Genomic DNA, 23,225 nt, shown 5'->3' on the forward strand with positions numbered 1-23,225 from the left:
CGATTAAGAGGATTTTAACTGAAATGCTATTGTTTATAAGTGGTTTACAAGTCTTTAAGATTACATCTAAAATCAAGGGGAGAATTTCTTAAATTTAAGAAACTCTATTAGCTATGAACCTACGAGATCTACAAGTGGTTGAAATGAGACCCGAAATTCCTTCGGCTAAAATTTCAGAAAAAATGAGTTCGGATGAGCATTTTCAAAACCAGACTCTGCGACCCGTTACTAAACTTCAAGAAGACCTTATCCTGGAAGTTTTTAGAAATTACATCGTTAAGCACAAGAATTCATTTTATGAGCTTAAAATTGAGAAGCGCCTGGAATTTATTGAAAATGCGATTACCAGGGACATCAAGTTCAGAAATAGCTTGAAAGGGATTATTATTGGACAATTCAGCCTTGAAGAATACCGTAAATACATTTTGAATTCTTCAGCCCTGAATAAGCGAATGATGAATATTGTAAAACAAAACCTCCAGGGAAGAATACAGCTTTTAGAACGCGAACTGGCGTATTAAAAGGCCTATCACTATTGTGATTGCAAAACTCATTAAAGTGCCAATGAGAACATATTCGGTTTGTTTTCTCGCACCTGTTTCGCTTTTATCGCTAAACCGAAGAATTGATTTGGCCGCGATCAAAAAGCCTATTGCCGAAAAATTATCTGTAAGGATGAATGTGAGCACCAGAATTCTTTCAAAAATACCTATATAGCGCCCGGCAGCCTCTAGGCTGTTCTTTTTGTGAGATATTTCTATTTCCTCCTGCCATCGCTGGGTGGCCTTGCCAATAAGAAATCCTGTGGGGAAGATTATAAGCAGATATCCAATTAAAGCGGCTAGAAAATAGGTGTCTGTAAGCAGGTTATTCAACAAGGGAAAGATTTTGTCAAAACCATTTATTATATACAACCAGGCCAGAACAATAATTACTAAATGAAGAAACTGGTCCAGAAGAAAAAATTTTAGATTGTCCTTATTCTGCTGAAGTTTCCAAAGATCAATTATAAAATGTGTCACTCCTATAAATACGGCTGTTAACCATAGTTCCAGATTTTGCAAAAAAAGTAAGCTTAGAAAACCGGCGAGAAATGCGTGGATATATAAAAACCAGGATTTTCCTTTAAGCTGTCTTTTATGCCTGATCAAACTTGAAGGTTGCAACACAAAATCTGTAAGAATATGTGCCAGAAGTAGCTGAAGTAAAATAATAATTGCCGGGTTCATTCAGTAAAACTTTTTGAAATTATATTATTATACCGTGCTAAAAGTGCATTTACCGCGTCCCAACCGGCAGCTTTTTTACGTTGATTCACTGCAGACTGACTTATTCCCAATTCCGCTGCAATTTCTTTCTCTTTTAATCCTTTCAGTAGAAAATAGATAACCTCTGCCGAGGCGGTACTCCACCTATCGGTTATTTCATCAAGCAGGAAAAAGCTCGCATCAAACTCGGCGTTTATATCTTCGTCAGGAGTTTTTAAACGGGTTTTACGGCCTTCATATTTCATTTCGTCTAAAGATCTTCCGGAAAACTGAAAAGCTTGCCCATTAGATTCTTCTATGGTTTTGCCTCGGTAATCCAGGCTTCCAATACCGATAGCTATTCTAAGGTCGGCTTCTCTGGTTTTTCCTTTTTCTTTTGTTGAAATACTTAAAATAGTGCTCTTCAGTAGAAGCACAATAGCCAATGCATTCACTGGGTTTTGTAGTACTCCCTGAAAACTATCTCCCCGGTAAATATTGAACTCAGATTTGGGGTAATGCTCTTCAAGGCGTAAAAATTCTTCTCTCAAAACAGTCATTACCCTTTCCAATAAGGTTTCGGAGTAATTTGTTGAATCTATTAAATCGGCGGTTAATACAGCTATCATGTTTCAAATATAATAAATATTAGAATAAAACCTTATATTAAATAAATATAAGTTTATTAACTTATTATATCGCTTTATAAGATAAATAACTTATAGAAAGTCCAATCCATTTTTTTCAGCTTTGGATATTAAATTTTTCCTAAATGTTCTTGTAGTGGAATTGCGATACTTAATTTTAAAGAAATCATCTAAAAAATTAAGAAATGGCGATCAATAAAAAAGAGATTTATTACAAATGCCTTGATGCGGTAAACCAGAAGATTGAAAAATATCAAAACGAAATGGATATGATTAAAGAATCCATGGAGGCCAATGATGTAAAAACCGATTATGACGAGGACAATAGAGGTCAATTATTGGGAGACTTTGAAAAATATGCAGAATACCTTAACCAGGCCCAGGAAATGAAAGAAAAACTAGCTAACCTGGACCTGGATCACTACAGCGAAATTGTAAATTTTGGGAGTGTCGTAGAAACAAATAAAGATTATTATTTTGTAGCCGTTCCTGTAGGTGAAATTATCCTTGAAGACGGAAGGCAGGTTTATGCAATTTCAACTGAAGCTCCTATCTATCAGATGATGAAGGATAAAAAAGCCGGAGATAGTTTTAACTTTAAGGATAAGGAAAGAGAAATAAAAAGGGTGCATTAGAAGTACCCTTTCTTATTCCGGATATTCAACCCTAAGATGATATATATTTTTAAGTTTCCTTTTCAGGATCTTCTTAATTAGCTGAATTTCCTTAAAGGTAATATTAGCATTGAGGAATTGCCCCTCCTCCATTTGTTTATTAACGATCTTCTCTACAAAATTGTCTATTAAACCGGCCGTAGGCTCTCTTAAACTCTTACTGGCAGCCTCAACCCCATCACACATCATTAGAATAGCTGTTTCCTTACTAAAAGGAATAGGTCCCGGATAGCGAAAAGCATCGGAAGAAACATTTTCGTCTTTTTCCCTGGCTTTCTTAAAGAAGAAATATACCGTACTGGTACCATGATGGGTTCTTATAAAATCAATCACACGATCTGGTAAATTATTTTTCTTCCCAATTTCGATCCCCTTGATCACGTGTTCAATAATTATCTGAGCACTTTCTTGTGGATCCAGGTCATCGTGGGTATTTACATTACTGGTTTGATTTTCAGAAAAATAGGTAGGGTTATGCATCTTTCCAATATCATGATACAGTGCACCAACTCTCACAAGCATTGCATTGGCTCCTATCTCATTGGCCGCAGCTTCTGCCAGATTGGCAACATTAAGAGAATGGTGGAAAGTTCCGGGAGCTTTTTCAGCCATTTCCTTCAGAAGTTTCGAATTCGTATCTGAAAGTTCCAGCAAAGACATATCTGAAACCAATCCGAAGATCTTTTCATAAATATAAATGAGCGGTTGTACAAACAGGGTTGCCAGACCACCTAGTAAAAAGGTTAGAAATACTTCGGCTTCAATTTCAGCAATACTACCTTCCTGGATTAAGGTAAAAGCAAAATAACTAAGAATGTAAACCAGAGTGATTTCCCCAACCGATATAAATAGGTTTGCCCGCTTATATAATTCAGAAACAGTGAGAATAGTCACAATTCCTGCAATAATTTGAAGGAACATATACTCATAGCTGTTGGGCACAATAAAACCAAGCAAGAGAACGGTTACCACGTGCGTAAAAAGACCTAGCCGGGAATCAAAAAATGCTTTTAAGGTTAAAGGCAGAATAGCAAGAGGAACTACATATACATAGTCTATATTGAACCTAACCACAAGTGTGGTAAGCATTACCATAAAAAGGATATTGAAGAAAATAAAAGTAACTTTCACATTATTTTCAAAAATATCATACCTGTATTTTCTTATAAAAAGAAGCAGCATCAGTAATGCCAGGGCTACAAGGGCACTATATCCTACAATAACCCAATTATAGTTACTACCACTCCAAACTTGTGATTCATATTCGGTTTTAAGAGATCTTAGAATATCGTATTTGTTTCCCTCAACCACCTCACCTTTGGCAATAATTCGGCTTCCCTGTTCAATATTTCCGCGGGTATAAGAAATATTATTAAGCTTGCTTTCGAGTTCCCGTTGGGTAAGTTGATTATCGAACTGAACATTGGGTTCTACGGAATTGAAAAAGACTTCCAGTAATGCATCTGACAATGACGAGAGATTTGAATCTTCAATCTCAGCATTCAGGAAATCCCTAACCTGATTTAATTTCAGAATTCTTTTATAGGGAATTTCAAAGGCTTCATTTCCACGACGAAGGTACACCAGTTGATCGGGGTCTAAACGATTACTCTCCTGAAGTATGCCGTTCTCATATAATTTGTCGAGCGTAGAATTTACAAATTCTTCGATTGGCTTTCGTTTGATATTGAGGATACTATCAGTAAAAACCAGGTCGATTTCGGTTTCCGCCTGTTTTTTAATTTCCGGAAGTACAGTTTCGTCAAGCTGAAAATACGGCGTATGATTCCGAGTTATTTCCTGTCTCTCGGCCTGGATTTCTTCTTCTGTCTTCAGAATAGCAAAATCAAAGGGCGCGTACAGGTTTTCATACTGCCAGGGTTTTCCTTTAGGAATTTCATATTTGAACTTTCCTCCTTTGGGCAGTAGGTACACAATTAAAACTGCAGTAAGTGCAAACAGGAATACTTTGTAAAAAAGAGCCTGATTTTTATACAGACTATTTACGAATTTTGCCATACAAAAAGTACTATGGCTCAAATGTACTAAAAAATAGGCGTGAAAAGTGAGCGGTATGTCAAGTTCGTTTTAAAATCACTAAATTCGCATTGAAGGAAAAATAAAACAAAACATATTATGAAAGAAGTTGTAATCGTAAGCGCTGCACGTACTCCAATTGGGAGTTTCTTAGGCAGTCTTTCAACCGTTCCAGCCACAAAATTAGGATCTGTTGCCATTAAAGGCGCCTTAGATAAAATTAAACTGAAGCCGGAATTGGTTGAAGAGGTATTGATGGGAAATGTAGTTCAGGCCAATGTTGGACAGGCACCGGCAAGACAAGCTGCTCTTGGCGCCGGTATCCCCGATACCGTACCATGTACCACTGTTAATAAGGTATGTGCCAGCGGAATGAAAGCTGTTATGCAGGCAGCACAATCTATTATGCTGGGCGATAATTCCATAGTTGTTGCCGGTGGAATGGAAAACATGAGTTTAATCCCGCATTATGTTCAGATGCGTCAGGGACAAAAATTTGGTCCTGCCACAATGATAGACGGTTTACAGCGCGATGGTCTTGTAGATGCTTATGACCAGAACGCAATGGGGGTTTGCGGTGATTTATGCGCGGCTGAGCATAATTTCTCCAGAGAAGATCAGGATGAATTCGCAAGGCAGTCTTATGAGCGTTCTGCAAAAGCCTGGGCTGATGGGAAATTCGACAATGAAGTAGTTCCTGTGGAAGTGCCACAGCGCAAGGGAGACCCGGTAATAGTAAATGAAGATGAAGAGTATAAGAACGTAAGAATGGATAAGCTTTCGTCTCTAAGACCGGCTTTCTCTAAAGACGGTACCGTTACTGCTGCGAATTCTTCAACCATAAATGATGGTGCTGGTGCAATGGTATTAATGAGTCGTGAAAAAGCTGAAGAACTTGGTTTGAAAGTTCTAGCAACTATCAGGTCTTTTGCTGATGCTGCACAGGAACCAAAATGGTTCACTACCGCTCCGGCAAAAGCTCTACCCCTAGCCCTGGATAAAGCAGGAATCTCTAAAAATGATGTAGATTATTTCGAATTTAATGAAGCTTTCGCTGTAGTAGGTCTTGCGAATATGAAATTACTGGATATAAGTGCAGACAAAACCAATATAAATGGTGGTGCTGTCTCCCTTGGTCATCCATTAGGCTGCAGTGGCGTAAGAATTCTAATTACACTACTGAATGTACTGGAGCAGAATAATGGCAAAATTGGTGCAGCAGCCATTTGTAATGGTGGTGGTGGTGCATCTGCAATGGTTATTGAAAGAAACGCTTAAGAGAGATTCAGAAAAATATATTGAATGCAATACGGAGTTTGCCACCTAAGCATAGTACCGCTTCGCAGTTCTACTTCAGATGAAAGTGAAATGGTATCTCAGATTCTTTATGGAGAATATTTTAAAATTTTAGAAGAACGGGGCCATTGGAGTAGAGTTCGTGTTGCATTCGATAATTATGAAGCCTGGATAAGTAATAAGCAATTCCTTAAGATCCAGGAAGAGTATTATCTGCAACTAAAACAAGCTGAACCTAAGCTTTCGGCAGATGTAATAAATTATATTACCGATGAAAATGGGCACTTAATGCCCATTCCTTTAGGATCAATTTTAAATTCCCTTGCTTTATTTCAGCACGTTTATGAAGGGCACAGTGAAACCGGTGAGAAACCAAAAGCCCATCTTATTGACACCGCCCTACTCTATTTGAACAGTCCGTATACCTGGGGCGGAAAATCCCCACTGGGTATTGATTCCAGTGGTTTTACCCAAATGGTTTACAGGTTAAATGGATATAAACTATTTCGCGATGCTGCGGAACAAGCAAAACAGGGCGAAGCTTTAAGTTTTATTGAAGAAAGTGAAGTTGGAGACCTTGCCTTTTTTGACGACAAAGAAGGAATTATAAACCATGTTGGTATAATTATGACCGATAATTATATAATTCATGCGGATGGAAAAGTAAGAATAGACCGGTTAGACCATTCAGGGATTTTTAATTCTGAACTTCGCCGACATACCCATAAGCTAAGAGTAATAAAAAAGATTATATAAAAAAAGGCCGCTGTAATAAGCGGCCTTTATAATATTAAAGAATAAATTTTTTATTGTAATTCTTCTAGTTTCTCTTTCAAAACTTGTGCTTTTTCTTCTTCATCCAAAGCATTGAAAATATTCATAGCAGTTCTGATAATTTCCGCGTTGGTAGGATCATGTTCAATAGCATCTTCCAGGTAAGGAATAACTTCTTCATATACTTCTAAACGCTCTTCTTCAAGTTCCTCATAACGCTTACTGTCTTCCTTACTCATACCCAAATTGTTCATTTCATCAATAAGCTCTCTTTCCTTAGCAAGAATGGCTACAACAATATTCATTCTGGCCTCACTCAAAGACGGGTCAAGTTCAAGAGCTTTCTCGTAGTATTCTACAGCTCCTTCAGTATCACCTAATTCGGCTGTGGTTACCCCAAGGTTATAGTAAATAGCAGGATCATCAGGACTCTTTTCAAGTACTTCCTTCATGATTTCGTTATATTTCTCCTTATCACCCATTCTGTAATACATATCGGCTTCAGCCTGAAGCAACATTACATTATCAGGATTCTCTCGTTTTGCATCTTCCATAGCCTCTACAGCTTCATCCATTTTTTCCTCATTAATGTAGATAAGCGCTATATTCTTAGCTATCTCACCTTTTTTTGAAGGTAATTCTCTGTCTTCAGGATCGGTATAATTATCGGTTTTAATCATCAGGTCACGTTGTTCCTTTGGCATTGCTTCCTGTTCTCCGGTTTCTACATTTGTAGCAAGATATTCAGTCTCAGCACCATCATAACCAAGGTCTCTTAACTTTTCATAGTATTCAAGAGCAGTATCGAAATCCTGAGCGTTTAACGAGTTTGCCGCTGCAAAATAGAGATAAAGTGTATCCTGAGGGTTTAATTCGTAACTAGTATAAAGTTTGTCTGAAGCGCTTTTGTAGTTTTCAGCACTCTGATCTTCAACAGCACTTTGAACCAGGCTATTTCTTACATTCAACAAACCTTCTTGAGCTTCATTGCTTCCCATTTCCGCCGCTTTTTTGAAAGCTTCTGAAGCAGTTAGCATATCTTCTATGCTTACATTTTCACCAGTTCCAAGGTAAGTATTTCCTTTAGCCACATAGAATCTTTCGGTCCATTTGTCATTAGCATCAGCCAAAAGAGACTCTGCTTTTTCGATTTCAGCCTTAGCCTCGGTATAATTACCTTTATCGACAGCCTTTTCAGCACTTTTAATTTCACTTTTTTGGGCGACTGCCATTAAAGAAAATAATGACAAGGCGACCGTTAGAATATTAGTTTTCATTTTGATTTGGTTTTATATTTAACTTATTCTTCACTATCCTCTGCAATAGTTGTGCCATCGGTCTCTGGGTTAACGTGCTTAGGCGTTTCAGCGTCATCCATGTTCTCTACGTCATCTTCATCATGAAGTACTTTTGCGACCGCAGCGATAGAATCGTCACCCTTAAGGTTTATAAGTCTTACCCCTTGAGTTGCACGTCCCATAACCCTTAAATTAGCTACTTCCATTCTGATTACAATTCCTGATTTATTAATGATCATGATGTCATCTTCATCAGAAACATTTTTGATGGCAACTAAATTCCCGGTTTTTTCGGTTATAGAAATTGTTTTCACTCCTTTTCCTCCCCGGTTTGTAATCCTGTAAGCATCCAGACTAGATCGTTTTCCATATCCGTTTTCTGAAACTACCAGAATATCAGAATTGAAATCATCAACAGCAACCATTCCAACAACCTCATCATCTTTACCGGCGAGGGTAATACCTCTAACCCCGGATGCATTCCTACCCATTGGACGGGTTTTGCTCTCTTCAAACCTAATGGCCTTACCACTTTTAACAGCAAGTAATACCTGGCTTTCCCCATTGGTTAGTCTTGCTTCCATTAATTCATCGTCTTCTCTAATAGTTATGGCATTTATACCATTAGTTCTTGGACGGGAATATTGTTCCAGAGAAGTTTTTTTCACCTGCCCCTTTTTGGTAGCCATAATTACATAATGACTGTTCACATATTCCTCATCTTTGAGGTCCTGAGTGTTTATAAAGGCTTTTACTTTATCATCGGGATCTATATTGATAAGATTCTGAATTGCCCTTCCTTTAGAAGCTTTACTACCTTCCGGAATTTCATATACGCGCATCCAGTAACATTTACCTTTTTGGGTGAAGAAAAGCATATACTGGTGATTGGTTCCTGCGAACAGATATTCGAGGAAATCCTCATTTCGGGTAGTAGAACCTTTTTGGCCAACTCCTCCCCTGTTTTGGGTTTTATATTCAGTTAGCGATGTTCTTTTTATGTAACCGGCGTGAGAAATGGTAATTACCACCTGCTCATCCGGGATCATATCTTCTATACTAAGATCACCACCGGCGTATTCTATTACAGAACGACGCTCATCGCCATATTTCTCTCTAATTTCTATAAGTTCGTCCTTAATAACTTCCATTCGGCGTTCCTTACGTGCCAAAATGTCTTTAAGGTCTTCAATAGTTTCTTTGATCTCGTCGTATTCTGCACGTAGTTTATCCTGCTCCAGCCCTGTTAACTGACGCAAACGCATTTCTACAATGGCTTTTGCTTGCAGTTCACTTAATTCAAAGCGGTCAATTAATTTATTTCTGGCTTCTTCGGCATTATTTGAAGATCGAATTAAGGCAATAACCTCATCAATATTATCTGAAGCGATAATTAAGCCTTCCAGGATATGAGCCCGATCTTCGGCTTTTTTGAGTTCGAATTCGGTTCTCCTTACTACGACTTCATGACGGTGTTCAACGAAGTGAAAAATAATATCCTTAAGATTAAGCATTTCAGGACGCCCTTTAACTAAGGCAATATTATTTACGCTAAAGGAAGACTGAAGTGCCGTATGCTTATATAGAGTATTTAATACAATATTTGGAATCGCATCTCTCTTTAATTGGTATACAATACGCATCCCATTCCTGTCTGACTCGTCTCGTATGAGTGAAATTCCTTCTATTTTCTTTTCGTTAACAAGGTCGGCTGTTTTCTTGATCATATCAGCCTTGTTCACCTGGTATGGAATTTCAGTAACCACTATGAATTCCCTACCATTAATTTCTTCCAGAGAAGATTTGGCCCGCAAAACTACCCTTCCTTTTCCGGTTTTAAAAGCTTCTCTAACCCCATCATAACCATAAATAGTTCCGCCTGTAGGGAAATCGGGGGCTTTAATATGTTCTATTAATTCATCAATTTCAATATCATGATTTTCGATATACGCAATGGTTCCGTTAATCACCTCGGTGAGGTTATGTGGCGCCATATTAGTGGCCATACCAACGGCTATTCCACTAGCTCCATTCACCAAAAGGTTTGGTATTCTTGTGGGGAGCACTACAGGTTCTGAAAGGGAATCGTCAAAATTCAATTGGGTATCTACCGTATCCTTATCTATATCAATAAGCATATCTTCGCTTATTTTCCGCATACGGGCTTCGGTATAACGCATTGCTGCCGGGCTATCGCCATCAACAGAGCCAAAGTTACCCTGACCATCTACCAGCATATAACGCATACTCCATTCCTGCGCCATCCTTACCATAGTATCGTAAACCGAAGAATCACCATGTGGGTGATATTTACCTAAGACTTCCCCTACGATCCTGGCAGATTTTTTATAAGACCGGTTAGAGAGAACTCCAAGTTCATGCATACCAAATAAAACCCGGCGGTGGACCGGTTTTAAACCATCTCGTACATCGGGAAGAGCACGTGACACAATGACCGACATTGAATAATCAATGTAAGCCGACTTCATTTCGTCTTCAATGTTGATAGGAATTAACTTTTCTCCTTCAGCCATATTATAAGTTTATTTTAGTTCTAAAATCTAACGTGCCAATTTACATATTTTTTAGGTGTTGGAGGCCTATTTAGGAGCGATAATCGCTATATTTTATTAACAAATTTTTAGTGGAGTATCGTTAATAAGTTCCTTACTTTCCATTTTGATAATTGAAAGTAATTTTGTCAATTAGCTTAAGACTCCCCCATAAGGTATGATTTTTGAATGTTTGAGTTTGAATTAACAGAGAGAAAGGAAGATAAAGATGGATGATAATTTTTCCCCAAGAGTAAAAGACGTAATAGCATACAGCAAGGAGGAAGCTCTTCGGCTGGGGCACGATTTTATAGGAACCGAACATTTAATGCTTGGTTTACTCCGTGATGGCGACGGTAAAGCGATAGATATTTTAAACGCCATGGACATTGATCTTAGCCACCTTAGAAGAAAGGTGGAGATACTTAGTCCTGCAAATCCCAATACAAATAACCTGTCTAACGACAAACGCAATTTGCATTTGACCAGGCAGGCCGAAAGAGCTTTGAAAACTACTTTTCTGGAAGCTAAGCTTTTCCAGAGTTCTTCAATCAATACAGCCCATTTATTGCTGTGCATACTAAGAAATGAAAACGATCCTACTACCAAGCTTTTAAACAAATTAAAGATTGATTATGATGGGGTCAAAGACCAGTTTAAATATATGATCGCAAGCGACGAGAATGATTTTACCGAAGACCCCTCCAGTGCTTTTTCTGATGAAGATAGCGGGGCAGATGACGCCACAAAAGATAATCCCTTTAGCGGCGGAGGCACCGGCGGTCCTGGTAAGACTTCCAAAAAATCGAAAACTCCTGTTTTAGATAACTTTGGAAGAGATCTCACCGCAATGGCTGAAGCCGACAAGTTGGATCCCGTTGTAGGACGGGAAAAGGAAATCGAAAGAGTTTCCCAGATTCTTAGCCGAAGAAAGAAAAACAACCCGCTTTTAATTGGAGAACCAGGGGTAGGTAAATCGGCTATTGCTGAAGGACTCGCCTTAAGGATCATTCAAAGAAAAGTATCAAGAATTCTATTCGACAAGAGAGTAGTCACCCTTGATCTTGCCAGTCTCGTAGCAGGAACAAAATACCGCGGACAATTCGAAGAACGAATGAAAGCGGTAATGAACGAGTTAGAAAAAAATGATGATATCATTCTTTTTATAGATGAAATTCACACAATTGTAGGTGCCGGCGGGGCAACCGGAAGTTTGGATGCAAGTAATATGTTCAAACCAGCACTGGCCCGTGGAGAAATACAATGTATTGGTGCAACCACGCTGGATGAATACCGACAGTATATTGAAAAAGACGGTGCATTGGAGCGAAGGTTCCAAAAAGTAATCATAGAACCAACTACAGTAGAAGAAACTATAGAGATCCTAAATAACATCAAAGATAAATATGAAGATCACCATAATGTGGTCTATACCCCGGAAGCAATTGATGCCTGTGTGAAATTAACTAACAGGTATATGACAGATAGATTCCTTCCGGACAAAGCTATTGATGCTTTGGATGAAGCAGGCTCAAGGGTTCACATTACCAATATTGATGTGCCCAAGCAAATTCTGGACCTGGAAAAGAAACTTGAGGAAGTACGGGACAAAAAGAATTCTGTTGTTAAAAAGCAGAAATACGAGGAAGCAGCAAAATTGAGAGATGATGAGAAAAACCTGGAAAAAGAGCTGCAACTAGCCCAGGAACGCTGGGAAGAGGAATCTAAAAAACATAAGGAAACCGTTCGTGAAGATGATGTTGCCGATGTAGTTTCTATGATAACAGGTGTACCCGTAAACAGGATCGCACAAACTGAAAGTAATAAACTGGTTGAATTACCTAAAAAGATAAAAGGTAAAGTAATTGGCCAGGATGAGGCCGTTGCCAAGGTTGTAAAAGCCATTCAACGTAACCGTGCCGGACTTAAAGATCCTAATAAACCCATCGGATCATTTATTTTCCTTGGTCAAACTGGAGTTGGTAAAACCCAATTAGCAAAAGTACTGGCGAGGGAACTTTTTGACAACGATGATGCACTTATCAGAATAGATATGAGCGAATACATGGAAAAATTCGCGATATCCAGATTAATTGGTGCACCTCCGGGATATGTTGGTTATGAAGAAGGCGGCCAGTTAACTGAGAAAGTTCGTCGTAAGCCATATGCTGTAATATTGTTGGATGAGGTTGAGAAAGCTCACCCAGATGTTTTTAATATGTTATTGCAGGTTCTGGATGACGGGTATCTAACTGATAGTTTAGGTCGAAAGATTGATTTCAGAAATACCATAATTATCATGACCTCAAATATAGGGGCCAGAAAACTGAAGGATTTCGGACAGGGAGTAGGTTTCGGAACCGCTTCTCAACGTTCTCAAGCCGAAGAAAATACCCGAAGTGTGATCGAAAATGCACTTAAAAAAGCATTCGCTCCGGAATTCCTGAACAGGATTGATGACGTAGTGATATTTAATTCGCTGGAAAGAGAAGATATTCATAAAATCATCGATATCGAGTTGGCTAAATTATATGAAAGAATAGGTGGATTAGGCTACGACCTTAAACTTAGCAACAAGGCCAAAGACTTTATTGCTGAAAAAGGGTTTGACAAGCAATATGGAGCTCGTCCTCTTAACAGAGCTATTCAGAAATATATTGAGGATGCTCTGGCTGAAGAGATCATTACTTCAAAAGTTTCAGAAGGCGATACTATATTAATGGATCTGGATGAGAAGAAAGATGAACTGACAATTAAAGTTGAAAAACAGGTGAAGGAAACGGAATCTTAATCAACTATAAATGCAAATAAAAAAAGCCGTTTGAAATTTCAAACGGCTTTTTTTATTTGAGTATAATTCTTTGCTTATTCATAAATAATTTCTTCAGAGAAATTGTACGAATTCAAAAATTCCTTTGCATTTCTAATATGTGGAGCCATAGTAACATCTTCGGTAAGAATCGGTATTTGTTCTCTGAATTCAGAAATAAAATTTTGAAGAAATTCTGAAGTTTTAGCCGGCTCCCTGAAATGAATTGCCTGTGAAGCATTAAACATCTCAATAGCCAGTACAGTATTTACATTTTCTAAAACCTTCATCAGTTTAGTAGCACCGTTGGCGCCCATACTCACATGGTCTTCCTGGCCATTAGAAGAAACAATAGAGTCTACTGATGCCGGTACCGCTAGTTGTTTGTTCTGACTCACAATGCTTGCTGCAGTATATTGAGGAATCATGAAACCGCTATTGAGCCCGGGGTTTTCTACAAGAAAAGTAGGTAGCCCTCGAGAACCAGATACAAGTTGATAGGTCCTTCTTTCTGAAATGTTTGCTAACTCAGCCATTGCGATCGCAAGGTAATCGAGTCCCAAAGCCAATGGCTGTCCGTGAAAGTTTCCTCCGGAAATTATTTTGTCTTCTTCAATAAAAATATTAGGATTATCTGTTACTGAATTAATTTCTGTTTTTACGGTCTTCCTTACAAAGCTTAAAGTGTCCTTGGTAGCGCCATGTACCTGAGGCACACACCTAAAAGAATATGGATCCTGAACATTTTCTTTTTCTTTCCCGGCAATTTCACTTCCTTCTAAGAAGAATTTTACTCTTTCAGCTGTTTTTACTTGTCCGCGATGGGGTCTAACCTGATGTACCAATTCATCGAAGGGCGACAAATTGCAATCGAAAGCATCAATCGAAACAGCACTTATCACATCAGCCAGGTATGAAAGCTGAAAAGCTTTGATCAATCCATAAACTGCATGGGCACTCATAAACTGTGTTCCGTTTAATAAAGCAAGCCCTTCTTTTGACTTCAACTTTAACGGCTCCCACTCCATTCTTTTCAGAATTTCAGCACCGCTTATTTCCTCGCCTTCAAAATAAACTTCTCCTTCTCCTATAAGAGGCAGTGCCAAATGCGCTAAAGGAGCAAGATCTCCTGAAGCTCCCAAAGACCCTTGTTCATAAATAACAGGTAAGATATCTTCATTGTAAAAATCAATCAGGCGTTCCACCGTTTCTAAAGCCACCCCGGAATTTCCATAGCTTAGAGACTGAATTTTTAGAAGTAACATTAACTTTATAATGATTTTCTCTACCCTGTCTCCCGTTCCGCAGGCATGGGACTTCACCAGATTTTCCTGTAATTCCGTGAGTTTTTCAGCAGTGATCTTTACATTACATAAGGCACCAAAGCCGGTATTTATCCCATAAACAGGAATATCACTCTCACTTATCTTTTTATCGAGATAAGCTCTGGATCTTTTAATGTTATAAATCGATTCGTCGCTTAAAGCCAGTTTCCTGTTATTTTCCAGGATACCCTGTATAGTTGCAAGGTCTAAGACGGCTGAACTTATATAATGATGCGACTGCATAGATTTATAGATTATTAAATGGGAGACCAAAAATCCAACATCTGTTAAAGTATTCCAAATAAACTTATCTTAATTTTAATAAATAAGAATTTTATTCAGGTTTAATGAAGCCTCAAGCTTCATTGCTCTCTTCTTTAAATAACTCAAGATAAGCATCCCCCAGATTATTTATAATTTCCCCAGCGATTAGCGCTTCATATCCCATTCTACTAGCGGCTATATCGCCGGATAATCCGTGTAAATAGACTCCCAGAACTGCAGCAATAATAGGGTCGTATTTTTGAGACATTAACCCTGAAATCACTCCTGAAAGCACGTCTCCGGCCCCGGCAGTAGCCATACCTGCATTTCCGGAATTATTAATAAATATCTCTTCTTTACTAAAAACAAAGCTATGCGCTCCTTTTAATACCAGGATCACATTATATTTTTTTATGAACTTCTGAACTTTTTTGATTTTATGGTTGTCGTTATCCCATTTACCGATTAGCCGTTCAAGTTCCTTAGGATGGGGTGTAAGAACAGATCTTTCAGGAAGAAGTTCTAATAGCTCTTTATTTTTCGCCAGCATATTTAAACCGTCGGCGTCAATAAGCATTGATTGTTTTGTGTCTTTTAATAATTTTTTGAATGCACCTAGCGCCTCATCATTTGTACCTGCACCCATTCCAAAACAAATAACATCGGGGTCAAAATCAATATTGATTTCACTAAGTTGTTTCTTGTGTTTATCTGAAATCACCATTGCTTCCGGAAGGGCAGTTTGGATGATCTCATAGCCGCATTCGGGACTGAATACGCTACACAAACCTGCTCCCGATTTAAGAGCTGCTTTTGCCGAAAGTACAATACTGCCAATTTTGCCATAACTACCACCAACAATAAGAGTATGACCATAATCTCCCTTATGGGAGTTCTTTTCTCTGTTTTTATATAAAAGCCTGGCTTGCTCTTTTCCTATAAGTCTGGCGCTGGTTTCGGTTTTTAAAAGAAATTCCCTGTCCAGGCCAATATCTAAAATCTGAAAATCACCTACATAATCCATAGATTGAGGAAGAAAAAAAGTAAGCTTCGGACTTTGGAAACTAAGCGTAAAATTTGCTTTAATCACTTTTGCTTTTTTTTCCGGAACCTCTTCAGCATAAAGCCCTGAAGGCATATCTATCGCGAGGATAAATGCTCCGGAATTATTTAGATGGTCCACTAAAGCACCTACCCAACCTTCTATTGGCCGATTTAAACCTATTCCGAACATCGCGTCGATTACAAAATCCCCTTCACCGATCTTTGGAAAATCATTCTGATTTTTAATGAGGGTCGGCCAGTCTTTTGCAATATTCTTATATCGATCGTAATTGATTAGAAAGTCTTTGGAGCGTTTGTCGCTGTAATTCACGACAAAAACCTGAACTTGATACCCCTGCTCTAACAATAATCTTGCTACCACCAGCCCATCACCTCCATTGTTGCCTATTCCACAAAATATTTTAATTGGGATTTCACTACCTTCCAGTCGGGAGTGGATTTGATTAAAAACCATTCCTGCTGCGCGCTCCATAAGATCAGTACTGGAAATCTTCTCATTTTTAATACTTAAGCTGTCTGCTTTATGTAGTTGTTCGGCACTGAATATTTTCATTTTGAAAAAGGTTACTTTTCACTAAAATACACATAATCCAAAAGACAATATGAGATTGCTAATAAAAAAATAGAATTCATCTTTTTTTCAATGGGAAATCGATAAATTTGCTCAAATTTTAAGAAAATGAAAGAAATTGCCCTTGATGCCATTCATAAATCCTTAAATGCTAAAATGGTTCCATTTGCCGGATATAATATGCCGGTTTCCTACGAAGGAGTTAATATAGAACATCAAACTGTACGTGAAAAGTTGGGAGTTTTCGATGTTTCCCATATGGGAGAATTCCTCATCTCAGGAAGTAAGGCTTTAGAGCTTATTCAGAAAGTTTGTTCTAATGACGCTTCCAAATTAACCGATGGAAAAGCCCAATATACCTGTATGCCTAATGAAACCGGCGGGATTGTAGACGATCTTATTGTATACCGGATTAATGAAGAAAAATATTTACTTGTTGTAAATTCTTCCAATATCGAAAAAGATTGGAACTGGATCTCGCAACACAACTCCATGGAAGCTACCATGCGCGATATGAGTGATGAACTTTCCCTCCTCGCTATCCAGGGCCCAAAAGCGGCAGAAGCGATGCAGTCCTTAACCGAAGTGGACCTTCAGAATATGAAATTCTACACCTTTGAAGTTGCTGAATTTGCGGGAGTGGATAAAGTGATTATTTCTGCCACCGGATACACGGGCAGCGGTGGTTTTGAGATCTATTTTAGAAATGAAGACGCAGTAGAAATTTGGGAGAAAATAATGACTGCAGGAAAAGATTTTGGTATAAAGCCAATAGGTTTGGCAGCACGAGATACCTTAAGGTTAGAAATGGGTTATTGCCTCTACGGTAATGATATCGACGATACTACTTCGCCTATTGAAGCAGGGTTGGGCTGGATTACAAAATTCACCAAGGACTTCGTCAACGCTGAAAATCTCAAAAAAGAGAAAGAGGAAGGGCCAAAAAGAAAGCTTATTGCTTTTGAACTGGATGAGCGCGGAATTCCTAGGCAAGGCTACGATATTGCAGATGAAAATGGCAAGGTTATTGGCCAGGTTACTTCGGGTACTATGTCACCATCGTTGGAGAAAGGAATTGGTTTGGGTTATGTACCTGCTGAAGTAGCAGGTATTGGAAATAAAATTCAAATTCAAATTAGAAAGAAAGCCATTCCCGCAACCCAGGTGAAATTACCCTTTTATAAAGGATAATCTTTTTGGAAAGAATATTGATTTTAGGAGCTAGCGGCTTTATAGGCAACGCCTTATATAAAGAGCTATGCTCCTATTTTGATACCCACGGCACGTATTTTACTGAAAGCCCTTCCCTGGAGAAAAATCAGCATTTTCATCATTTTGATCTGGAAACAGAGAACATTGAGATACTTCTTAAAAATATAAAGCCTTCAATTATTATCTCTGCCTTACACGGAAATTTTAACGCCCAGATTAATGCTCATTTTAACCTGATCAATTATGTTTTGGAGACTAATTCCAGGTTAATATTTATATCCTCCTCTAACGTTTTTGATGCTTTTACAAACTTTCCATCTTATGAATACGATAAGACCTTATCCCAAAGCGTTTACGGTAGGTTCAAGATTAAAATTGAAAATGCACTGCTAAGACTTCCTAATAAGAATTACAATATTCTAAGACTTCCCATGGTTTTCGGACAGGATTCTCCGCGGATCAAGGATCTCAAAAACATGCTTTATTTAGGAGAAGCCATTGAGGTATTTCCAAATGTAGTGATAAATGTGACCGAGGCAGACCATTTGGCCAGGCAAGTCCACTATATTATTAACCGAAAGAAAAGCGGAGTATTTCATCTTGGAAGTAGTGATTTAATCCATCAAAAAGATTTTATTGAAGAGGTATGTAATCACTTGGGCTATTCAAACCCTCTCTTTAAAAACGTTTACGATTCCAATAACGACCGGTTTCTGGCGGTCCTGCCAAAAGACAATTTACTCCCAGCCAACCTGCAGCTTAGCGTTCAAAAGGTAATTGAAGCCTCTCAGGTAGTTTGATTCCAAATAAATAAGAAAAAGATGGCTAATTCTGTTCGGCTTGCTTAATTTTAAGCTTGAAACCTTTAAAATACCAAAAAATGGAAAAATTAAGCACTGAGGAAATCAATAAAAGACTGGGAGACCTGGAGGGTTGGACCTATGCAAAAGATGCAATTCATACTTCGTTTAAATTTGACGACTTTAAGGATGCCTTTACAGTTATGACTCGCATAGCTTTCGAGGCTGAAGCTTTACAGCATCATCCAAATTGGGGGAATGTATACAACGAACTAGAAATATCTTTATCAACCCACGATGCAAAAGGAGTAACAGAAAAGGACTTTAAACTCGCCAAAGCCATCGAAAATATAATTGAATCGGCTTAAGATTTTTTAAGTCAGTGGCAACAGGGAACAACATGGCTTTTCGGTTATTATTGGAAGCTTTTTCCTATTTTTGCACCGATTTTTATTCAGAAATAAATGGGAAGAGCATTCGAATTTAGAAAAGCACGAAAGATGAAGCGTTGGTCTGCAATGGCTAAGGCATTCACTCGCATCGGAAAGGATATAGTAATGGCAGTAAAAGAAGGTGGAGCAGATCCTGACACCAATGCCAAACTGCGGGCGGTTATCCAGAACGCCAAGAGCGTTAACATGCCCAAAGATAATATTGAACGCGCCATTAAACGCGCCAGTGACAAAAATCAGGGGGATTATAAAATAGTTTTATTTGAAGGCTATGCACCCCATGGAATTGCAATACTGGTAGAAACTGCTACAGACAATAATAACCGGACTGTTGCAAATGTACGCTCGCATTTCAACAAATGTGACGGAAACCTTGGAACTTCAGGCTCGGTAGAATTTATGTTTGATCACACCTGTAATTTCAGAGTAAATGCTGAGGGGCTTGATGTAGAAGAAATGGAACTTGAATTTATAGATTTTGGTGCCGAAGAGGTTTTCCAGGATGAAGACGGAATTCTTATATATGCCCCTTTTGAGCAATTCGGAGCTATTCAAAAGGAATTGGAAAAACGCGAAATTGAAATTCTTTCCTCCGGTTTCGAGCGAATTCCGCAGGTGACAAAAAAATTATCTCCTGAAGAAGCTGAAGATGTAGAAAAACTTCTTGAGAAATTAGAGGAAGATGACGACGTGCAAAACGTCTATCACACTATGGAAGAAAGTGAGGATTAATTTACTCATTTCCTAAAAATAATAAAGGGCTGTTTCCAATTGAAACAGCCCTTTTGCTTTTCACTTAGTAAAAAATTAAAATTCTTTTCTGTCGTGTTTGGTGGGTTCTCCTTTTCTTCTGCGTTTTTCTTCGCTAAGCAAAGCTAACTCCCTACCCGTTTGCCCTTTAACCGAAGTGTTTTCCTGAGCTCTACGCAACAAATAAGGTACAACGTCGCGTACAGGACCGAAAGGTAAAAGTTTCGCGGCATTATAACCTTTTTTGGCGAGGTTATAACTTATATGATCACTCATACCGTATAATTGGCTAAACCAGATGCGATCATCATTTAATGGCAAGTTTTTATCTTCCATTACCTGAAGTGCCAGGTAATTACTTACCTCGTTGTGCGTACCAATAAAAAGTTCAATCTCATCCAAATGAGCCAGGCAGTATGACATAATACTATTAAAATTCACATCTGTTGCCTCTTTATTCTCACAAATAGGACTAACATATCCGTATTTTTTGGCGCGTGCATTTTCTTTTTCCATGTATGCCCCGCGAACAATCTTTGCTCCAACCTTAAAACCTTCAGCTCTTCCTTTTTCATGAAGATCTTTAAGGTATTCCATTCTGTCCCAACGATAACACTGCAAGGTGTTAAAAATAATAACCTTCTCTTTATTATACTTACGCATCATCTCTTCCATAAGTTCATCAGCAGAGGTTTGCATCCAGGTCTCTTCGGCATCGGCATAAAGACGCACATTGTGATCATAAGCTGTTTGGCAAAGAAGATCTACCCGTTCTTTAACACGCTCCCATTCTTTTTGTTCGGCCTCACTTAAATTAATTCGCTCACTGGTTTTTTCCCAGATCGCAAAACGACCAATTCCTGTAGGTTTAAACAGGGCGAATGGTAATTCCTCCCGTTCTGCAGCATATTTAATAAGGTCCAGTTTCTTGTTTAAAGCAGAATCAAATTGTTCTTCGGTTTCCTTTCCTTCCACGGAATAATCGAGAATACTATGAAGTTTTTTCTCGTACATTTTATGGGTTAAAGGTTTACAATCTTCCTCGGTAATCCCTCCGCAAAATTGTTCGAAAATGGTTTTTTTTATCAACCCTTCAATCGGTAAGTGTAGTTTTAAGGAAAGGTTGGTAAGAAAAATCCCTGCGTCCACCAAAGTTTGCCTATTCATCATGCTAAAAAGGAAAACTGCACGGTCCAACTCTAAATCAGATTTTAGTTTGAAAGCTGTTTTGGTATCATTAAATATCTTTTTTCTTATCATGGTATTTAGAATTCTTATAACAAAGATAAAGCAGAGAGTTTGAATTTTTTAAATATTTCTACTTATTTTCGGAGCTTCTTTAAAGATGCTTAAAAACCTTATAAAATATGGCAAATACTTCACCGGGAGCACCTGTTTTTTACGGCCAAGATGCATACGATAATCTCAATGTTTATTTAACGGAAAACAAGGCCTCACAAATTTTTATTCTGGTAGATTCCAACACTCATAATTATTGTCTTTCTGCATTTATGAGTAAACTCCATACAGACTCGCCTATTGAAGTTATAGAGATTGAAGCCGGCGAGGAAAATAAGAATCTGGATACCTGTAACCAGGTCTGGAATGCACTATCTGAATTGGGTGCAGACCGTAAGAGCATGATTTTGAACCTTGGAGGTGGCGTCGTTACAGATCTTGGGGGCTTCGTAGCCTCCTGCTTTAAACGCGGTATTTCCTACATAAATATTCCTACAACGCTTTTGGCTATGGTAGACGCTTCCGTAGGGGGAAAAACCGGTGTAGACCTTGGTAATCTTAAAAACCAAATTGGTGTGATCAATAACTCCCAAATGGTGCTAATAGATTCTGCTTTTCTGAATAGTCTTCCTGCCAACGAAATGCGTAGTGGTTTGGCCGAAATTTTAAAGCATGGCCTGATAAGCGATGAAGGCTATTGGAATAAATTAATAGCCCTGGCAGACCTAAACCTGGAAGACCTTGATGAAATAATTGAGGAATCAGTAAAGATTAAAGCTGATATAGTAGCCCAGGATCCTGAGGAGAAAAACCTCCGCAAAACGCTTAACTACGGTCATACTTTGGGACACGCCATTGAATCTTATTTTCTCACCCATACTACTAAAAAAAGCCTGTTACATGGAGAAGCCGTCGCAGCAGGAATGGTTCTGGCAACATACATTTCTTCCACGCTAAAGGGATTTCCGCAGGAAAAATTAAAACAGGTAACTTCAAGTATTCTTAATATGTATGGGAAGATAGAATTCAGTCAGGGTGATATCCAGGAGATAATCGAATTGATGAAGTATGACAAGAAAAACGAATACGGAAAAATAAATTTTGTTCTTCTTGAAGACATCGCCAAACCGCACATAGACTGTCTTGTACCAAATGAAGTGATTTTTGATGCTTTTATATTTTACAGAAAATTTTGATTTTTAGGAAATTAATAGTTTAATTTAAAACTATAAAACAGATATCTTTTTTGTTATTATTGCACAAACCATTCTCACTATGAAAAGAATAATTGTTGATTACAAAAAACTTACTCCGGAAATACTTAGCCTGCTTGTAGATAAGTATCCCGATGGATATGATGATGACCAGGTAATTTCTTTTAAAAATGCCAGGAACGAAACCGTTGAGGCGGTTGAAGTTAGGACCGATGATACAGTTTACCTGGTGAAAGTGAGCACGCGACTGGAAAATACAATGGCAAATTATGATGAGGATGATTATGACGATTCAGATTTGAATGAACCTATTGTAGAAATTCCTGAAAAATCAGCCGAAGAGGAAGATACCGAAGAGGAAATATAAGCCGATAAAAATCTAAAATAAAAAAGAGGAGCCTAAAGCTCCTCTTTCTTTTTCATAGCAATCTAATTCCTTTATGCGTGTTGCATATCGTGTCTTCCTTCCTTAATCTCCTCAATAATCTTGCCATTAAAGGCAGGTAGGTCATCAGGATTTCGGCTTGTTACAAAACCTTCATCAACCACAACTTCCTTATCTACCCAGAGGGCCCCTGCATTTTTAAGATCGGTTTTTATTGAATTATAGGAAGTCATAGTTCGCCCCTTCACCACATCGGCTTCAATAAGCGTCCATCCGGCATGACAAATGGCTCCTACAGGTTTTCCCTGTTTGAAGAAGTCTCTAACAAAAGTGAGCACATCTTCATTTCTTCTTAAATTATCAGGGTTCATCACTCCACCCGGAAGCACCAATCCATCATAATCTTTAGCGCTTACCTCTTTGGCAGTATGATTGACCTCTACTTCTCCGCTCCAGTTTCCATCTGCCCAACCTTTGATTTTACCTTTTTCAATGCTGATAATATCAACTTTGAAACCTTCTTTTTCCATAGCTTCCTTTGGAGACTTCAACTCAGATTCTTCAAATCCATTCGTAGCTAAAATTGCAACTTTCTTTTCCATAATATTATCTTT

20 protein-coding genes are annotated in these 23,225 nt (G+C 38.3%); 11 read left to right on the top strand and 9 right to left on the bottom strand.

What is annotated here, in order from left to right; translation table 11 throughout:
* Window positions 1–113: 113 nt before the first annotated feature.
* On the top strand, window positions 114–521 hold the full coding sequence (locus tag ACESK1_RS00815; protein WP_372916932.1) for a glyoxalase: 408 nt from the start codon (window positions 114–116) through the stop codon (window positions 519–521).
* Here the strand turns inward: ACESK1_RS00815 and ACESK1_RS00820 are convergent.
* Window positions 498–1,229 (bottom strand): DUF3307 domain-containing protein, encoded by a 732-nt coding sequence (locus ACESK1_RS00820; protein WP_372916934.1) that lies wholly within the window; start codon window positions 1,227–1,229, stop codon window positions 498–500. The two genes, ACESK1_RS00815 and ACESK1_RS00820, sit on opposite strands and share 24 nt — an antisense overlap.
* The gene (locus ACESK1_RS00825) at window positions 1,226–1,876 is read right to left on the bottom strand and encodes a hypothetical protein (protein WP_372916936.1); all 651 of its coding nucleotides are present in this window, start codon (window positions 1,874–1,876) and stop codon (window positions 1,226–1,228) included. Before ACESK1_RS00825 ends, ACESK1_RS00820 begins: the two co-directional genes overlap by 4 nt.
* 203 nt (window positions 1,877–2,079) lie before the next feature.
* Between ACESK1_RS00825 and ACESK1_RS00830 the strand changes: the two genes are divergently transcribed.
* On the top strand, window positions 2,080–2,529 hold the full coding sequence (locus tag ACESK1_RS00830; RefSeq protein ID WP_372916938.1) for a transcription elongation factor: 450 nt from the start codon (window positions 2,080–2,082) through the stop codon (window positions 2,527–2,529).
* A gap of 12 nt (window positions 2,530–2,541) precedes the next feature.
* On the opposite strand, the gene ACESK1_RS00835 is transcribed toward ACESK1_RS00830, so the two are convergent.
* Entirely contained in the window at window positions 2,542–4,587 is a 2,046-nt protein-coding gene (locus tag ACESK1_RS00835; protein WP_372916940.1) for an HD family phosphohydrolase, read from the bottom strand.
* A gap of 114 nt (window positions 4,588–4,701) precedes the next feature.
* Between ACESK1_RS00835 and ACESK1_RS00840 the strand changes: the two genes are divergently transcribed.
* Both ACESK1_RS00840 and ACESK1_RS00845 read left to right on the top strand, forming a co-directional pair.
* Window positions 4,702–5,883, top strand: a complete 1,182-nt coding sequence (locus ACESK1_RS00840; protein ID WP_372917117.1) for an acetyl-CoA C-acyltransferase — start codon at window positions 4,702–4,704, stop codon at window positions 5,881–5,883.
* Window positions 5,884–5,907: 24 nt separating this feature from the next.
* Entirely contained in the window at window positions 5,908–6,657 is a 750-nt protein-coding gene (locus ACESK1_RS00845) for an NlpC/P60 family protein (RefSeq protein WP_372916942.1), read from the top strand.
* A 50-nt stretch (window positions 6,658–6,707) separates the two neighbouring features.
* Here the strand turns inward: ACESK1_RS00845 and ACESK1_RS00850 are convergent, their stop codons facing one another.
* Both ACESK1_RS00850 and gyrA read right to left on the bottom strand, forming a co-directional pair.
* Window positions 6,708–7,952 carry a tetratricopeptide repeat protein gene (locus tag ACESK1_RS00850; protein WP_372916944.1) on the bottom strand — a complete coding sequence of 415 codons (1,245 nt, stop codon included), beginning with the start codon at window positions 7,950–7,952 and terminating at the stop codon, window positions 6,708–6,710.
* A gap of 23 nt (window positions 7,953–7,975) precedes the next feature.
* The gene (gene gyrA / locus ACESK1_RS00855) at window positions 7,976–10,507 is read right to left on the bottom strand and encodes a DNA gyrase subunit A (protein WP_372916946.1); all 2,532 of its coding nucleotides are present in this window, start codon (window positions 10,505–10,507) and stop codon (window positions 7,976–7,978) included.
* A gap of 247 nt (window positions 10,508–10,754) precedes the next feature.
* Between gyrA and ACESK1_RS00860 the strand changes: the two genes are divergently transcribed.
* The gene (locus tag ACESK1_RS00860; RefSeq protein ID WP_372916948.1) at window positions 10,755–13,316 is read left to right on the top strand and encodes an ATP-dependent Clp protease ATP-binding subunit; all 2,562 of its coding nucleotides are present in this window, start codon (window positions 10,755–10,757) and stop codon (window positions 13,314–13,316) included.
* A gap of 74 nt (window positions 13,317–13,390) precedes the next feature.
* On the opposite strand, the gene hutH is transcribed toward ACESK1_RS00860, so the two are convergent.
* Together hutH and ACESK1_RS00870 are read right to left on the bottom strand one after the other, a co-directional pair.
* Window positions 13,391–14,902 (bottom strand): histidine ammonia-lyase, encoded by a 1,512-nt coding sequence (gene hutH, locus ACESK1_RS00865; protein ID WP_372916951.1) that lies wholly within the window; start codon window positions 14,900–14,902, stop codon window positions 13,391–13,393.
* 112 nt (window positions 14,903–15,014) lie between these two features.
* Window positions 15,015–16,541, bottom strand: a complete 1,527-nt coding sequence (locus ACESK1_RS00870) for an NAD(P)H-hydrate dehydratase (RefSeq protein WP_372916954.1) — start codon at window positions 16,539–16,541, stop codon at window positions 15,015–15,017.
* A gap of 126 nt (window positions 16,542–16,667) precedes the next feature.
* On the opposite strand from ACESK1_RS00870, the gene gcvT reads away from it, so the two are divergent.
* The 4 genes from gcvT (at window position 16,668) to ACESK1_RS00890 (ending at window position 19,755) form a co-directional block, all read left to right on the top strand.
* Window positions 16,668–17,750 (top strand): glycine cleavage system aminomethyltransferase GcvT, encoded by a 1,083-nt coding sequence (gene gcvT / locus ACESK1_RS00875; protein ID WP_372916956.1) that lies wholly within the window; start codon window positions 16,668–16,670, stop codon window positions 17,748–17,750.
* A 5-nt stretch (window positions 17,751–17,755) separates the two neighbouring features.
* Window positions 17,756–18,571, top strand: a complete 816-nt coding sequence (locus tag ACESK1_RS00880) for a sugar nucleotide-binding protein (protein ID WP_372916958.1) — start codon at window positions 17,756–17,758, stop codon at window positions 18,569–18,571.
* An 80-nt stretch (window positions 18,572–18,651) separates the two neighbouring features.
* Window positions 18,652–18,939, top strand: coding sequence for a 4a-hydroxytetrahydrobiopterin dehydratase (locus tag ACESK1_RS00885; RefSeq protein WP_372916960.1), 288 nt, complete (start codon window positions 18,652–18,654; stop codon window positions 18,937–18,939).
* Between the two features lie 96 nt (window positions 18,940–19,035).
* Window positions 19,036–19,755: a YebC/PmpR family DNA-binding transcriptional regulator gene (locus ACESK1_RS00890; RefSeq protein WP_372916962.1), complete on the top strand. Its 720-nt coding sequence runs from the start codon at window positions 19,036–19,038 to the stop codon at window positions 19,753–19,755.
* 75 nt (window positions 19,756–19,830) lie between these two features.
* Here the strand turns inward: ACESK1_RS00890 and ACESK1_RS00895 are convergent, their stop codons facing one another.
* Window positions 19,831–21,033 carry a proline dehydrogenase family protein gene (locus ACESK1_RS00895; RefSeq protein ID WP_372916963.1) on the bottom strand — a complete coding sequence of 401 codons (1,203 nt, stop codon included), beginning with the start codon at window positions 21,031–21,033 and terminating at the stop codon, window positions 19,831–19,833.
* Between the two features lie 107 nt (window positions 21,034–21,140).
* Between ACESK1_RS00895 and aroB the strand changes: the two genes are divergently transcribed.
* A complete protein-coding gene (gene aroB / locus ACESK1_RS00900; protein WP_372916965.1) occupies window positions 21,141–22,208 on the top strand; it encodes a 3-dehydroquinate synthase in 1,068 nt (355 codons plus the stop codon).
* A gap of 79 nt (window positions 22,209–22,287) precedes the next feature.
* Window positions 22,288–22,593 carry a hypothetical protein gene (locus ACESK1_RS00905; RefSeq protein ID WP_372916967.1) on the top strand — a complete coding sequence of 102 codons (306 nt, stop codon included), beginning with the start codon at window positions 22,288–22,290 and terminating at the stop codon, window positions 22,591–22,593.
* A 71-nt stretch (window positions 22,594–22,664) separates the two neighbouring features.
* Here ACESK1_RS00905 and ACESK1_RS00910 read toward each other — a convergent pair whose 3' ends face one another.
* Window positions 22,665–23,213 carry a type 1 glutamine amidotransferase domain-containing protein gene (locus ACESK1_RS00910; protein ID WP_372916970.1) on the bottom strand — a complete coding sequence of 183 codons (549 nt, stop codon included), beginning with the start codon at window positions 23,211–23,213 and terminating at the stop codon, window positions 22,665–22,667.
* Between the last annotated feature and the right edge of the window lie 12 nt (window positions 23,214–23,225).

The sequence above is a fragment of the Salegentibacter sp. genome (assembly GCF_041642575.1).
Classification (GTDB): domain Bacteria; phylum Bacteroidota; class Bacteroidia; order Flavobacteriales; family Flavobacteriaceae; genus Salegentibacter.